General features: G+C 73.5%; 13 protein-coding genes. 11 read left to right on the top strand and 2 right to left on the bottom strand.

The window, feature by feature from the left end; all coding sequences use genetic code 11:
- Nucleotides 1-3 precede the first annotated feature (3 nt).
- The 11 genes from ACX9MN_RS24345 to ACX9MN_RS24295 all read left to right on the top strand — a co-directional run bounded on the left by ACX9MN_RS24345 (nucleotide 4) and on the right by ACX9MN_RS24295 (nucleotide 12,329).
- The gene (locus ACX9MN_RS24345) at nucleotides 4-963 is read left to right on the top strand and encodes an ABC transporter permease (RefSeq protein ID WP_091927930.1); all 960 of its coding nucleotides are present in this window, start codon (nucleotides 4-6) and stop codon (nucleotides 961-963) included.
- Entirely contained in the window at nucleotides 929-1,861 is a 933-nt protein-coding gene (locus tag ACX9MN_RS24340) for an ABC transporter permease (protein ID WP_012321500.1), read from the top strand. The genes ACX9MN_RS24345 and ACX9MN_RS24340 overlap by 35 nt, the downstream gene beginning before the upstream one ends.
- Nucleotides 1,862-1,863: 2 nt before the next feature.
- Nucleotides 1,864-3,723 (top strand): ABC transporter ATP-binding protein, encoded by a 1,860-nt coding sequence (locus ACX9MN_RS24335; RefSeq protein WP_489725667.1) that lies wholly within the window; start codon nucleotides 1,864-1,866, stop codon nucleotides 3,721-3,723.
- A 200-nt stretch (nucleotides 3,724-3,923) separates the two neighbouring features.
- Nucleotides 3,924-4,478 carry a SiaB family protein kinase gene (locus tag ACX9MN_RS24330; protein ID WP_020091215.1) on the top strand — a complete coding sequence of 185 codons (555 nt, stop codon included), beginning with the start codon at nucleotides 3,924-3,926 and terminating at the stop codon, nucleotides 4,476-4,478.
- Between the two features lie 13 nt (nucleotides 4,479-4,491).
- Nucleotides 4,492-4,881 (top strand): DUF1987 domain-containing protein, encoded by a 390-nt coding sequence (locus tag ACX9MN_RS24325; RefSeq protein WP_012321503.1) that lies wholly within the window; start codon nucleotides 4,492-4,494, stop codon nucleotides 4,879-4,881.
- Nucleotides 4,878-5,723 carry a GGDEF domain-containing protein gene (locus ACX9MN_RS24320; protein ID WP_489725666.1) on the top strand — a complete coding sequence of 282 codons (846 nt, stop codon included), beginning with the start codon at nucleotides 4,878-4,880 and terminating at the stop codon, nucleotides 5,721-5,723. Before ACX9MN_RS24325 ends, ACX9MN_RS24320 begins: the two co-directional genes overlap by 4 nt.
- A gap of 54 nt (nucleotides 5,724-5,777) precedes the next feature.
- Nucleotides 5,778-7,586 (top strand): SpoIIE family protein phosphatase, encoded by a 1,809-nt coding sequence (locus tag ACX9MN_RS24315; RefSeq protein WP_489725665.1) that lies wholly within the window; start codon nucleotides 5,778-5,780, stop codon nucleotides 7,584-7,586.
- Between the two features lie 198 nt (nucleotides 7,587-7,784).
- Nucleotides 7,785-8,915 carry an L-talarate/galactarate dehydratase gene (locus ACX9MN_RS24310; protein WP_489725664.1) on the top strand — a complete coding sequence of 377 codons (1,131 nt, stop codon included), beginning with the start codon at nucleotides 7,785-7,787 and terminating at the stop codon, nucleotides 8,913-8,915.
- Nucleotides 8,916-9,548: 633 nt separating this feature from the next.
- Nucleotides 9,549-10,427 carry a heme/hemin ABC transporter substrate-binding protein gene (locus tag ACX9MN_RS24305; protein ID WP_447692773.1) on the top strand — a complete coding sequence of 293 codons (879 nt, stop codon included), beginning with the start codon at nucleotides 9,549-9,551 and terminating at the stop codon, nucleotides 10,425-10,427.
- Between the two features lie 24 nt (nucleotides 10,428-10,451).
- Complete coding sequence (locus tag ACX9MN_RS24300; RefSeq protein ID WP_489725663.1) at nucleotides 10,452-11,495, top strand: FecCD family ABC transporter permease; 1,044 nt, start codon at nucleotides 10,452-10,454, stop codon at nucleotides 11,493-11,495.
- Between the two features lie 12 nt (nucleotides 11,496-11,507).
- The gene (locus tag ACX9MN_RS24295) at nucleotides 11,508-12,329 is read left to right on the top strand and encodes a heme ABC transporter ATP-binding protein (RefSeq protein WP_489725662.1); all 822 of its coding nucleotides are present in this window, start codon (nucleotides 11,508-11,510) and stop codon (nucleotides 12,327-12,329) included.
- Here ACX9MN_RS24295 and ACX9MN_RS24290 read toward each other — a convergent pair.
- Both ACX9MN_RS24290 and ACX9MN_RS24285 read right to left on the bottom strand, forming a co-directional pair.
- On the bottom strand, nucleotides 12,326-13,258 hold the full coding sequence (locus ACX9MN_RS24290; protein ID WP_489725661.1) for a glycosyltransferase family 2 protein: 933 nt from the start codon (nucleotides 13,256-13,258) through the stop codon (nucleotides 12,326-12,328). The genes ACX9MN_RS24295 and ACX9MN_RS24290 overlap by 4 nt on opposite strands.
- A 4-nt stretch (nucleotides 13,259-13,262) precedes the next feature.
- On the bottom strand, nucleotides 13,263-14,282 hold the full coding sequence (locus tag ACX9MN_RS24285) for a glycosyltransferase family 2 protein (protein ID WP_234081757.1): 1,020 nt from the start codon (nucleotides 14,280-14,282) through the stop codon (nucleotides 13,263-13,265).
- Nucleotides 14,283-14,360: the final 78 nt, after the last annotated feature.

Below are 14,360 nucleotides of genomic sequence, written 5' to 3'. Positions count from 1 at the left end.
GCCATGGGCGCCTACATCCTGCGACGCCTCCTGATCGCGATCCCGAGCCTGCTCGGCATCAGCCTGATCCTGTTCACCGTCCTGGCGCTCGCGCCGGGCGACCCGTTCGGCGAGCTCGCCAGCAACCCGAACGTGCCCCCGGAGGTGCGGGCGGCGCTCCGCGTCAAGTTCGGCCTCGATGACCCGATCCTCACCCGCTACCTGCACTGGCTCACCGCCATGCTGCAGGGCGACTGGGGCTTCTCCTTCGCCAGCCGGGTGAACGTCGACACGCTGATCCTGCAGCGGCTGCCCACGACCCTGTTCGTGGTCGGCTCCTCCCAGGTGCTGGCGCTGCTGATCGCGGTGCCGGTGGGCCTCTACGCCGCGCGCCGGCCCTACTCGCTCGCCGACCAGGTCGCCAACACGCTGGCCTTCGTGGGCTTCTCGCTGCCGACCTTCTTCACCGGCCTGCTGTTCATCCTGCTGTTCTCGATCAAGCTCGGCTGGCTGCCCTTCGTCTACCAAGCCGACCTGCCGGGCTCCGGCCTGCCCTGGGTCTGGGCGAATGTCCGGCAGGCGATCATGCCGGTGGCGGTGCTGGGCTTCTTCCAGGCCGCCTCCTACACACGCTACGTGCGCGCCTCGGCGCTCGACGTCGCCCGGCTCGACTACGTCACCACGGCCCGGGCCAAGGGCCTGACCGAGGGCACGGTGACCCGCCGGCACATCGCCCGCAACGCCCTGATCCCGGTGGTGACGCTCGTCGCCCTCCAGATCCCCGCGGTGTTCGGCGGCGCCATCGTCACCGAGCAGATCTTCCGGATCCCCGGCATCGGCTCGCTGCTGATCGACGCGATGCTGTCCAACGACACGCCGGTGGTGATGGCGGTGACCTTCGTGTTCGCCGGCCTCGTCATCCTGTTCAACCTCGTCGCGGACCTGCTCTATGGCTGGCTCGACCCTCGCATCGCCCTCCGATGAGGCGGTGCCCGTCGCCCGCGCGCCGGCCTCGCCGGGGCGGGAGACGTGGCGGCGCTTCCGACGGCACCGGCTGGCGCTCGCCAGCGTCGGCGTGCTGGCGCTCCTCGTCGCCGGCGTGGTGTTCGGCGGCCTGCTCTGGCCGGTCGCCATCGACGACATCGACTTCGCGGCCCAGCTCCAGGGCCCGTCCTGGGACCACCCGTTCGGCACCGACGATCTCGGTCAGGACCTGCTCGCCCGGATGATCTACGGTGGCCGGATCTCGCTCGCGGTCGGCTTCGCCGCCATGGCGGTGGCGAGCCTGATCGGGGTGCTGGTCGGCGCGCTCGCCGGCATGTCGCGCCGGTTCCTCGACCCGGTGCTGATGTGGCTGACCGACCTGTTCCTGTCGCTGCCGCAGCTGCCGCTGCTGCTCCTCGTGATCTACCTGTTCCGCGACAGCCTGAAGGCCGTGTTCGGCAGCCAGGGCGGCGTGTTCCTGATGATCGTCGCGGTGATCGGCGGCCTGCGCTGGATGCCGGTCGCCCGGCTGGTGCGGGCGCAGTTCCTGTCCTTGCGCGAGAAGGAGTTCGTGGAGGCGGCCCGCTCGCAGGGCGCGACGACCGGGCACCTCGTGCGCCGCCACATCCTGCCGAACGCGCTCGGTCCGGTGATCGTGGCGGCCTCGATCGAGGTCTCGTCCGCGATCATCGCGGAATCGACGCTGTCCTTCCTGGGGCTCGGCTTCCCGCCCGACATCCCGACCTGGGGGCGGCTCCTGTTCGACGCCAAGGACCATCTCGACGTCGCCCCGCACTGGGCGCTGTTTCCCGGCGGCGCGATCTTCCTCACGGTGCTGTCGATCAACTTCATCGGCGACGGCCTGCGCGACGCCCTCGACCCGCGACGGGTTCTCTAGCGATGACGGATCCAGTGGACCCGATCCTCTCGGTCTCAGACCTCACCGTCTCCTTCCGCTCGGACGGGCGCTGGCGCGAGGTCGTGCACGGCGTCTCGTTCGACGTGGGCCCGCGCGAGACCGTGGCCCTCGTCGGCGAATCCGGCTCCGGCAAGAGCGTCAGCGCCCTCTCGATCCTGCGCCTCCTGCCGCGGGACGCGAGCCGTGTCGGCGGGCGCGTGCGCTTCGAGGGCCGCGAGCTGCTCGCCGCCCCCGAGGCCGAGATGCGGCGAGTGCGCGGCGATTCCATCGCCATGATCTTCCAGGAGCCGATGACCTCCCTGAACCCGGTCCTGACCATCGGCTTCCAGATCGCCGAGGCGCTGATCCGGCACCGGGGCCTGTCGCGGTCCGCGGCCGAGGCGGAGGCGCTCCGGCTCCTCGACAAGGTCCGGATCCCGGCCGCCCGGTCGCGCCTGCACGAGTACCCGCACCGCTTCTCCGGCGGCATGCGCCAGCGGGTGATGATCGCCATGGCGCTCGCCTGCCGGCCGAAGCTCCTCATCGCCGACGAGCCGACCACGGCGCTCGACGTCACGATCCAGGCCCAGATCCTCGACCTCATCAAGAGCCTGCAGGACGAGGAGGGCATGTCGGTCCTGTTCATCACCCACGACATGGGCGTGGTCGCCGAGATCGCCGACCGCACCGTGGTGATGTACCGGGGCCGCGCCGTGGAGGCCGGCCCGACCGCGCGGATTTTTTCCGAACCCACCGAGCCTTATACGCGGGCGCTGCTGGCCGCGGTCCCGCGCCTCGGGACCATGGCGGGCCGGGCGCGCCCGATGCGCTTCCCGGTGGTCGACCGGGCCACCGGCCTCGCGGCACCGACGCCCGAGACCCCCGACACCGTCAGGGCCGCCGAGCGCCCGGTGCTGGAGGTGCGCGACCTGACCACCCGGTTCGACATCCGTTCCGGGCTGCTCGGCCGCGTGACCGGCCGCGTCCACGCGGTGGAGCGGGTCTCGTTCAGCCTCGCGGCCGGCGAGACCCTGGCGCTCGTCGGCGAATCCGGCTGCGGCAAGTCCACCACCGGGCGCTCGATCCTGCGCCTCGTCGAGCCGCTCTCGGGCTCGGTCCTGCTCGACGGCGAGGACATCACGGGCTTCGATCCCAAGACCCTCCGCGCCCGCCGCCAGCGCATGCAGATGATCTTCCAGGACCCGTTCGCCAGCCTCGACCCGCGCCTGAGCGTCGGTGCGGCGGTGGCGGAGCCGCTGCTGATCAACCGCCTCGCGACCCCCCGCGAGGCGCGGCGGCGGGCGGAGGATCTGCTCGCCCGGGTCGGGCTTCCGCCCGAGACCGTCGCGCGCTTCCCGCACGAGTTCTCCGGCGGCCAGCGCCAGCGCATCTGCATCGCCCGCGCGCTCGCCCTGAACCCCCGCCTGATCGTCGCCGACGAGGCGGTCTCGGCGCTCGACGTCTCGGTGAAGGCGCAGGTCGTGAACCTGATGCTCGACCTGCAGGCGGAGCTCGGCCTCGCCTATCTGTTCATCTCGCACGACATGGCGGTGGTCGAGCGGGTCAGCCACCGGGTGGCGGTGATGTATCTCGGCGAGATCGTGGAGATCGGCCCCCGGGCCGCGATCTTCGGCGATCCGCGGCACCCCTACACGAAGAAGCTGCTCGCCGCGGTGCCCGTGCCGGATCCGGCCCGGCGGGGCGAGCGGCACGCGCTGCCGGACGACGAGATCCGCAGCCCGATCCGGACCCCCGACTACGTGCCGCCGGAGCGCCTCTACCGGGAGGTCGCGCCCGGCCACGTCGTGCAGGACTGGGGCACCGAGTGGGACGCGGGCGCCCGCCAGGGCGCGGCCGCCTGAAGCCGGCGGCCCGGACCCTCGCGCGCGATGCCGCGCGGTCCGCGACAGGATCCAGCGTAAAGCTTGCGGTACTGCTCGCAATACGGGCAATGTTGCTCAGAAAGCGATCAGTACCGGTAAGAAATCTTTGATTATTTCCGCATTAATGTCGGCCCTACACACGCGGTGTGTTGCCGCGATGAAGCGGTCGAGAGGCTTCCTTGCGCGCGAGCGATTTCCGATCCTTCCACGAGGCGTCGAAGCGCAGCGGCGTGATCCTGTCGTTCGGCGGAGATCTCTCGGAGAACATCCTGTTCTCGCTCGGGGAAGTGCTGAAGCTGCGCATGCGGCACGAGGAGACCGACGCCGCGGTCGCCAAGCGCGTCTTCTCGATCTTCGTCGAGCAGGCCCAGAACGTGATCCGCTACTCGGCCGACAAGGTCGCGCCCGCCGAGCCGCCGGGCCCCGCCCGGGTCAGCGCCGGCATGATCGCCGTCGGCACCGAGGAGGGGCGGTTCTTCGTGGTCTGCGGCAACGAGGTCGGCAGGACCGAGGTCCCGCGGCTGCGCGAGCGGCTCGACGAGATCGCCACCCTGTCGAGCGACGAGCTCAGGAAGGTCTACCGCGAGAAGCTGCGCCAGCCGCCGGACGAGGGCAGCCTTGGCGGCAGCATCGGACTGATCGAGATCGCCCGCCGGTCGAGCGCCCCGGTCGAGTACGACTTCCAGGATCTGGGCGCGGAGCGCAGCCTGTTCTGCCTCAAAGCCTTCATCTGAGGATCGCACGGACATGGACCGCATCACGCTGCCCCGGACCGAGCGCTCGCCCGAGGTCGATTTCGACTTCGCGTCGGGGCGGCTCGTCCTGCGCGGCGAATCCTACCCGGAGGACGCCGCCGCATTCTTCGGCCCGCTGCTGCAGGCCCTGCGCGGCCACCTCGCGGCGACCGAGGCGAGCCCGATCACCTTCGACGTCGCGCTCGCCTACTTCAACTCGTCGAGCGCCAAGGCGCTGATGAACCTGTTCATGCCCCTAGAGGACGCCGCCGCCGAGGGGCGCCCGGTGACGATCCGCTGGATGTTCGGCGCCGACGACGACGTGATCCAGGAGGCCGGCGAGGATTTCGCGGCCGACTTCGCGCATGCCCGGTTCGAGATGATCGCGAGCGTCCCCGCGTGAGCCCGCACCGGGCGCCGGCCCACGATCTCCTGTCCGAGCCGGCGGACGCCTTCAGCCTGTTCGACACCGAGGAGGCCGTTCTCGGCCGATCCGAGGTGATGCTGGCCCGCCTCGCCGAGGTCGGCGACGGGGTGCGGGAGCTCGCCGGCGCCTACCGGCGCAGCTACCACGAGCAGCGCCGGCTGGTGCGGCTGAGCGACCGGATGCAGCTCGACCTGCACCGCGCCAACCAGCGGATGGCCGAGCAGCAGCGCGCCCTGCGACACCTCAACGACGCCCTCTCGGCGGAGATCGAGCACCGGGCGCGCCTCGAGGCCGAACTCCGCCGCCTCGCCGACACCGACCACCTCACCGACGCCCTGTCGCGCCGCCGCTTCTTGCAGATCTGCGAGGAGGTCTGGGCGCGGACCCAGTCGGGCGACACGCCCTCCAGCGTGCTGATGCTCGACCTCGACCGCTTCAAGCTGATCAACGACCGCTACGGCCACAGCGCGGGCGACACGGTCCTCAAGGCCTTCGTCGAGACCTGCCGCGACAGCCTGCGCGCGGTCGACGTGATCGGCCGCATGGGTGGTGAGGAATTCGCCATCCTCGTCACCGGCACCGTGATGGCCGAGGCGCAAGTCATCGCCGAGGCGCTCCGCCGCGCGGTGGCGCAGCGGCCGGTGCGCCTGGAGCACGGCCCGCTGCCGATCTCGGTGAGCATCGGCCTCGCGGCGTTCGGCCCGAGCGAGTTGATGTCGGCGACGCTCCGGCGGGCCGACGCGGCGCTCTACGCCGCCAAGCATGCCGGCCGCGACTGCGTGCGCTGCGCGGCCGAACCGGGCGCGTCCCTGACCTGAGGCGCCGCGCGCCCGGCCTCGGAGCGGAACCGCTGTGACACGGAGTGACGTCGCGTGAGCGGACCTGACACGGCCCTGGACAGCCCGCGTCTCGCCGGGGGGATCCGCGGCGCGCGACCGCTGCGGACCGGGGATGCCCTGGCGCGGCTCGGCTTCGCCGACATCGATCCGGTCCCGGCCGCCGGCGGCGCCGGGCGCGCGGGCGGCCTGCGCGGGGCCGGCCCGATCCGCCGGGGCGATCCCCTGTCGAAGCGCGGCTTCGCCGACGTGCTGGCCGCGGGCGCGCCCGCGGACGAGCTGATGAAGCCCGGCGCCCTGCGCGGGGCGGCCCGAGGCCGCGACCTCGACAGCCTGTCCCACACCCTGTTCCTGCGCATCTACCCGGTGATCGGCGCCCTCCTGCTGCTGACCCAGCTCGGGATCGCCTGGGTGACCTACACCGACCAGCTCCGGCTGTACGGCGACCGGGCGCATCTCCTCGCCCGGCTCACCGCCGCGGCGATCGCGCGGCCCGACTGGGCGCGCGACCCGGACGCCTACGACGGCCCGCTCAAGGCCCTGGCCGCCGAGCCCGATTTCGCCCACGCCGTCCTGCGCGACGCCACGGGCCACGTCGTCGGGACGGCGGGCGCGGCGCCCCTCGCGCGGGGCTGGTCCACCCTCTCGGCCCAGGCCGACCTGTCGGTGCCCGGCCGCGCCGGCCCGGCGGGCAGCCTGACCGTCACGGTCTCCACGAAGGCGCTGCGGGACAACGCGGCGTGGCAGGTGATGCTCGCCCTCGGCGCCAGCGTCGGGCTGATGATCGCCTTCGTGGTCACCCTGCATGCCACCGTGCGCCGCCACGTCATGGCGCCGCTGATGCGGCTGCTGCTCGCCATGCGGGAGATCGAGCACAAGCGCTGGACGACCGTGGAGCTCGGGGGCGCCTACCGGCCGAGCAACGAGATCGACGTCATCAGCCAGGCCTTCAACCGCATGGTCGAGGGCCTGCGGAGCGGCGACGCCGCCAAACAGCTCCTCGTCGAGCTGGAGCAGGCCCACGACAGGCTGGAGCGCGCCAACCGCCAAGTGGTCGAGAGCATCGGCTACGCGCGGCGCATCCAGGATTCGGTGCTGCCGGACCGCAACGCCCTGGCGGGCGCGGGGGTCGAGGTCGCGGTGCTGTGGGAGCCGCTCCACGTCGTCGGCGGCGACTATTTCTGGCTGGAGGAGATCGACGGCCTCTGCGTGATCGCGGTGGCCGACTGCACCGGCCACGGCGTGCCCGGCGCGTTCCTGACCCTGATCGTCGCAACCGCCCTCGACCGGCTGCTGCACGAGCGCGGCCTGCGCGCGCCGGCGGCTATCCTGGCCGGGCTCGACGCGATGGTCCGCACGCAGCTCCGCCAGGACGGCCGCGGCGCCGAATCGGATGACGGGCTCGATTGCGGCCTGTGCGTCTGGGACCGCGCGGCCGGGACGCTGCACTTCGCCGGCGCCGGCCTGTCGCTCACGGTGGTCCGGGACGGCGTGGCCGAGCGCGTCCGCGGCGGCCGCCGGGGGCTCGGCTACCCGCGCCCCGCCCGTGACGGGCAGCCGGAGGACGTCGTCGCGGACATCGCCGTTCCGGTGGCGGGCGCCACCTTCTACCTGATGACGGACGGCATCACCGACCAGATGGGCCGCGCGGTGCCCGACCGGGCGCCGCGGCTCCTCGGCCGGCGCGGCGTGGCCGACAGCCTCCTGCGCCACGCCGACCTGCCCCTCGCCGCCCAGACCGTGGCCCTCGAGGCCGATCTCGACGCCTATCGCGGGACCGAAGCCCGGCGGGATGACATGACCCTGGTGGCGTTCCGGCTTCCTCCGGCGACGGCCGCCGGCTGAGACCGGCTGTCCCCCTCGGGGCCATCGATGCCAGGTGCGCATCGATCAATCCAACAATGACGTTGGACAGGCCGTCCGGCCTGCGGCACTCCTGGGTCCGGCCCCGGGAGAGCCGTCGCGGTCGCCGCCGAGAGGCACCGCCAAGAACCGCCTCCGGGGCTTCCAGCGCGCCCGCGCGGACAAGACCTGGAGGAAGCCATGGCTGAGGACGCCGTCACCGGGATCCGCCTGCGGTCCGTCGCCCTGCCGCTGAGGACCCCGATCAGCGACGCCAAGGTGCTCACCGGCCGCCAGAAGCCGATGACCGAGATCGCGATCCTGTTCTGCGAGGTCGAGAGCCGGGAGGGCCATCGCGGCCTCGGGATCAGCTATTCCAAGCGCGCCGGCGGGCCGGGCCAGTTCGCCCATGCTCGCGAGATCGCTCCGGCGCTGTTCGGGGCGGATCCGAGCGACATCGCCAAGGCCTGGGACACGCTCGCCTGGGCCGGCGCCTCGGCCGGCCGCAGCGGCCTCGCCGTCCAGGCGATCGGCGCCTTCGACGTGGCCCTGTGGGATCTCAAGGCGCGGCGGGCCGGCCTGTCGCTCGCCAAGCTCCTCGGGGCGCAGCGCGACTGGGTGCGCTGCTACAACACCTCGGGCGGCTTCCTGCACACGCCGCTGGAGGAGCTGCTCGTCAACACCGACCGCGCCCGGGCGAAGGGCATCGGCGGCATCAAGCTGAAGGTCGGCCAGCCGGACTGGGCCGAGGATATCCGCCGGGTCTCGCGGGTGCGCGAGCATCTGGGCGACGCCTTCCCGCTCATGGTCGACGCCAACCAGCAATGGGACCGGCCGACCGCGATGCGGATGGGCCGGACCTTCGAGCGCTTCAACCTGATCTGGATCGAGGAGCCCCTCGACTGCCTGGACGCCGCCGGGCACGCGGCCCTGGCCGCCGCCCTCGACACGCCGGTCGCCACCGGCGAGATGCTGACGAGCGTCGCCGAGCACTGGGACTTCATCCGCCAGGGCGGCGCCGACTTCCTGATGCCCGACGCGCCGCGGGTCGGCGGCATCACGCCCTTCCTCAAGGTGGCGGCGCTCGCCGAGTTCGCCGGGCTGACGATCGCGCCGCACTTCTCGATGGAGCTCCACATCCACCTCGCCGCCGCGCTGCAGCGGGAGCCCTGGGTCGAGCATTTCGAGTGGCTGGAGCCGCTGTTCAACGAGCGGCTGGAGCTGGAGGACGGCCGCATGCGCGTGCCGACCCGGCCGGGCCTCGGCCTCTCCCTGAGCGAGCAGGCGCTGGCCTGGACGCGCGAGACCGCCGGGTTCGGCAGCCTCGGCTGAGCGCATGGGGAGGGAACGCTCCGAGGCCGGCCGACCCGGATCATCCGATCCTCCCCCCATCCCGCGGTGCGGTCGCGCGGCGGCCGCCTCGAAGGAGCTCTCCGCCGGGGCCGCGACGCGTCACCTCAGGACGAGGGTCGGACCTCGTCGTGCCGCGCTCCGCCCGAGCGGGCACAGCGAAGGCCCGTTCTGTCCCGACCACGCCGTCGGGCGGCCCACCGGAGCCGGGGACCGGCGCCGCCTGTACCAGTGTCCGCCGCCCGGAATCGACCGCCGGCGCGCGCGACGATATCCTGACCTATAAAATGACATAGGCCGCTTTTTCAGGCCGGTCAGCGAAGTAAAACCGTGACCTTGTCGCGGGGTGGCGTCCGCGATCGATTGCCGATACGCTGCGTTTCTGTCGTCGCGATCCTCTCATTTGAAAATTTATAAAGAACAGATCTGGAGTGACCGGTCCATGTCGTGTGCCGAAGGAGAAGGTCATCGCCGCGTCCCGGGCGGCACGCGCGCGGGGCCCGGCGCGACGCGGCCGGTCGCGCGTTCTGAGGCGGCGGGCAAGATCGTCAACCGCCACGGCGATCACGCCTGTCGCCCGCGGTTGACCGCCGGCGACGCGCCGATGCTGACCCGATGAGCGCCCCCGGCCTTCTGTCGCGCCGCGCGCTCCTGGCCGCCGCGGCGGCCGGGGCGCTCGCCCCGCGCGCCGCCGCCGCGCAGGCGGCCACCCGCATCGCCGCCCTGGGCGGGGCCGTCACCGAGATCCTCTACCGCCTCGGCGCCGGCGGCCGGATCGTCGCGGTCGACACGACCAGCCTCTACCCGCCCGAGGCGCTGCGCGAGAAGCCGAGTGTCGGCTACCTGCGGGCGCTCTCGGCCGAGGGCCTTCTGGCGCAGCAGCCCGACCTGATCATCGCCGCCGAGGGGGCCGGGCCGCCGGCCGTCCTGGCACAGCTGCGCGAGGCCGGGCTGCGCGTCGAGACGGTGACAGAGCCGCCGAATCCCGAGGGCGTGCTGGACAAGATCGAGACGGTCGGGCGCCTCGCCGGCCTGGAGCGCGAGGCCGAGGCCCTCGAGACCGAGGTCCGCGCGCGCTTCGCCGACCTCGCGACCCGGCGCGCCCGGATCGCCCGGGCGGCCCGGGCCCTCGTCGTCCTGTCGGTCCAGGGCGGCCGGACCGTCGTCGGCGGCACCGGCTCCTCGGCGGACGGCATCCTGGCCCTGGCGGGCATCGGCAACGCGGCCGCGGGCCTGGAGGGCTTCAAGCCGATGACGGACGAGGCCATCGTGGCCGCCGCCCCCGACGCGGTGGTGATGATGCAGAACGGTCCCGAGCCGCCGAAGCCCGAGAGCATCTTCGCCCCCGGCACGGCCCTCGGCCAGACGCCGGCGGCGGCGCGGGGGCGGCTGGTGGCCATGGACGGCCTCTACCTCCTCGGTTTCGGGCCGCGCACGCCGGAGGCCGCCACCGACCTGATGCGGGCGCTCTACCCGGACCTGCCGCGTGACTGAGCCGCGCGGCGGCGGGCGGGACGCGTGAGCCGCCGCGCGGCGCCCTGGGTGCTGGGTGTCCTGGCGGCCCTGGTGCTCGCCGCCGCCCTGCTCTCGGTGAGCCTCGGGGCGATCCCCATCCCGCCGCACCGGGTCCTCGCGGTCCTGATCGGGGAGGGGAGCGATCCGGCCCGCGCCCGCGACGGGCTGGTGATCCTCTCGATCCGCCTGCCCCGCACCCTGCTGGGGCTGCTGGTCGGGGCCGGGCTGGCGGTCTCGGGGGCGCTGATGCAGGGGCTGTTCCGCAACCCCCTGGCCGATCCGGCGCTGGTCGGGGTCTCGTCGGGGGCGGGGCTCGCGGCCGCGGTGATCATCGTCCTGGGCGACCGGATCCTCGCCGGGCTGGGGCTTCCCGGGCCGCTGCCCTACGCCGCGCTGCCGGCCGGAGCCTTCCTCGGTGGCCTGTGCGCGACCCTCATCCTCTACGCCCTCGCCACCCGGTCCGGGCGCACCGCAGTGGCGACGATGCTGCTCGCGGGGATCGCGCTGGGGGCGCTGAGCGGCGCGCTGACCGGCCTGCTGACCTTCGTCAGCGACGACCGGCAACTGCGCGATCTCGCCTTCTGGTCCCTGGGCAGCCTCGGCGGGGCCACCTGGTCCAAGGTCGCGGCCTCGGCGCCGCTGATCCTGCCGGTGCTGGCCGCGGTCCCGCTCCTCGGCCGCGGCCTGAACGCCCTCGTCCTCGGCGAGGCCGAGGCGTTCCATCTCGGCGTCCCGGTGGAGCGGCTGAAGCGCGCCTGCATCGTGCTGGTGGCGGTCGCGGTGGGCGCCAGCGTGGCGGCGGCGGGGGTGATCGGCTTCGTCGGCCTCGTGGTGCCGCACGCCCTGCGGCTGCTGATCGGCCCGGGGCACCGGCTGCTGCTGCCGGCCTCGGCACTCCTCGGCGGCGCCTTCCTGGTCCTCGCCGACGTGGTGGCGCGCCGCGTCGCCGCGCCCGCCGAGCTGCCGATCGGGATCGTCACCGCGCTGGTCGGCGCGCCGGTCTTCCTGTGGCTGCTTCTCGGCCGGGTGCGACCGGACGATGTCTGACGATGTCTGACAATGTCTGATCCGGCCCTGCTCACGGCCCGCGACCTGACCGTCACGGTGGCGGGGCGCGACCTCGTGCGCGACGTCTCCCTGGCGGTGGCGGGCGGCACCCTGCAGGTGATCGTCGGCCCCAACGGGGCCGGCAAGTCGACCCTCGTCCGCCTGCTCAGCGGCGCCCTGCGCCCGACCCGGGGCAGCGTCGCCTATGACGGTGCGCCCGTGGCGACGATCCCGCTCTGGCGCCTCGCCGCGACGCGGGCGGTGCTGCCGCAGGCGGCGCGCCTCGCCTTCCCGTTCGCGGCGGCCGAGGTCGCCCGGATCGGCCTCGACGGCATCGGCCGGGGCCTCGGGGCCCGCGACCGGGCGGCGATCCTGGCCCGGGCCCTCGCGCGGGCCGACGTGGCGCATCTCGCCGACCGGGCCTACCCGACCCTCTCGGGCGGGGAGCAGGCGCGGGTGCAGTTCGCCCGCGTGCTCTGCCAGCTGGAGGCCGGCCGCACGGTGGCGGACCGGCAGGTGCTGTTCCTTGACGAGCCGACCGCGAGCCTCGACCTCCGGCACCAGGGCGCGCTACTCGACGCCGCCGCCGGGCTGGCGGCGACCGGCGTCGCCGTGGTGGCGATCCTCCACGACCTCAACCTCGCGGCCGCCTACGCCGACCGGCTGCTGGTGCTGGACGGGGGCCAGCTGGTCGCCGGCGGGCGGCCGGCCGAGGTCCTGACCGACGACCTCATCGCCGGGGTCTTCGGCGTCCGCTGGCCGGTCGGGCGGGTGCCGCCGGGCGGCCAGCCCTTCCTGCTACCGCACCGGGGCGCGCCCGGTCGGCGCGGCTAGCGATAGCGCGACGGGTGGTATTCCCGGTAGCTCACGCCGATCACGGCCGCGAGCAGCCCGGCCCCGCGGCATAGCGTGTAGCCGCCGCCGATCAGGGTCGCCGGTCTGAGGGACAGGCCGGCGACCCCGAGCCGCAGCAGGCCGCCGCCGAGGCGCACGAAGCCGCGGCCCGCGTTCGCGAGACGGCCGCCCACCGTTTCCGGGCGGAGCCGGCCGAGATAGGCCTCGACGCTGCCGCTGCGGTACCAGCGCGCCAGCAGCCAGCGCACCCGCATCCGGTGCGTCGGGATGCTGTCGTAGACCACGGCCGTCTCGGCCCAGGCGATCCGGTGCCCGGCGAGCATCAGGGCCCGGAAGAAGAACGTGTCCTCGCCGCCCATCGTGTTGAAGCGCATGTCGAAGGACAGGCCCAGCGCCCGGATCACCCGCAGGTCCAGGAGCGCGTTGGCGGTGTAGCCGTCCTCCACGTAGCCGTCGCGGACCGGCAGGCGCTTGGCGAAGAAGCCCCCGGCGGCCGCCCAGGCGGGCGGAACCCGGTCGAAGAACGGCACGACCGGCCCGACGCAGGCCGCGACGCCCGCGGCGAGGGCGGTCTCGAGCAGGTTGTGAAGCCAGTCGCGGTCGGGAAACTCGTCGTCGTCGATCAGAGCGACCCAGTCCGCGCCGGCCGCGGAGGCCTCCGCGAGGCTCCGGTTGCGGACCGCTGCGAGGCCGCGGGTCTCCTCCCGGGCATAGGTGACGGGGAAGCGGCCAGTCGCCCGGTAGGCCTCCACCACCGGGACGGCGGCGCGGCTGCGCCCGTTGTCGATGATCAGGATGCGCAGGGCGGTCTCGGCGAGGCTGCCGAGCCGCTGCTGGTCCAGGGCCTTGAGCAGGCGCGCCAGCCCCACGGGCCGCTCGCAGGTGCAGATGCAGATGCACAAGCGCATCGTCTTACCTCTGTCCGATCGGGTGGGCATGCGGCCGCGGCCGCAGGCGCTTGCCCGCCGCCGCCAGCAGCGTCGCGGCCAGGAACCGCCAGATCCGGGGATGCCGGAGCGCCAGGGTCGCGCCCGCGCGCCAGCGGCCGGCCTGGGCCGCCTCGATGACCTGGGCGATCAGCCGCGTCACCGCGAGGCCGTCGCGGTAGGCGCGGCTGCCGTGGCGGATCTCGGCGGAGCGCGACCGCGCCTCGGCGAGGCGGCCGTGCTCGGCCCGGGCCGCGAAGGCCGCGTCGAGGCGCGCGATGTCGGCCTGGCGCAGCCGGTGCGACAGCGAGGTGGGTCCGCGCCGGTAGCCGTAGCCCGCGTAGGTGGTGACCACGAACCGCGCCCCCGCCGCGAGGGCTTCCAGGCACAGCAGGAAATCTTCCCCGATCCGGACGCCCTCGTCGTACCGGATGCCGTGCCGGCGCAGGATCTCGGCGCGCATCATGGGCTTGAGGTAGCCGAGCTTGGTCACCCGGCTGAGCAGCTGGTTGCTGGCGATGTACTTGGCGAGGTCGATCTCGAACAGGTACGGCTCCCGGCCGCCCTCCAGCATGCCGGGCCCCTGCGGGTCGAACATGTCGGTGAACGGGATCGGGTTGTCGGCGACGATGTCGGCATCCGCCGCGAGCGCGAGATCGAGCAGGGTCCGGGTGCGGTCGGGCAGGATCAGGTCGTCGGCGTCGAGGATCGCGATCCACCGGCCCCGGGCGGCGTTCAGCGCCGCGTTCCGGGCGCTCGACGGGCCCCGGGGCGTGCCCGGTCCGGCATCGGCGAGAGGAATGACGCGGACCCGCGGATCGGCTTCCGCCAGGCGCGCCAGCACGGAGGCGGTCCCGTCCCGCGAGCCGTCATCGACCGCCACCACCTCCACGGCGACGCCGGTCTGGGCGAGGGCGGAACGGATGGCCGTCTCGATCCAGGGCGCCGCGTCGTGCGCGGCCATGATGAACGAGACGTCCACGAAGGTGCCCCGAGCATCGGACAAGAGTTGATCCGCCATCGCGCTTCCTGGGCCGCCGGGCGCGGCCTCCGAGACCGCCCCCGACTTTGGCCGGAAGCGATC

The sequence above is a fragment of the Methylobacterium sp. 1A genome (assembly GCF_058072805.1).
The sequence above is the reverse complement of the archived record's forward strand: the minus strand, read 5'-3'. Positions and strand labels throughout refer to the sequence as shown.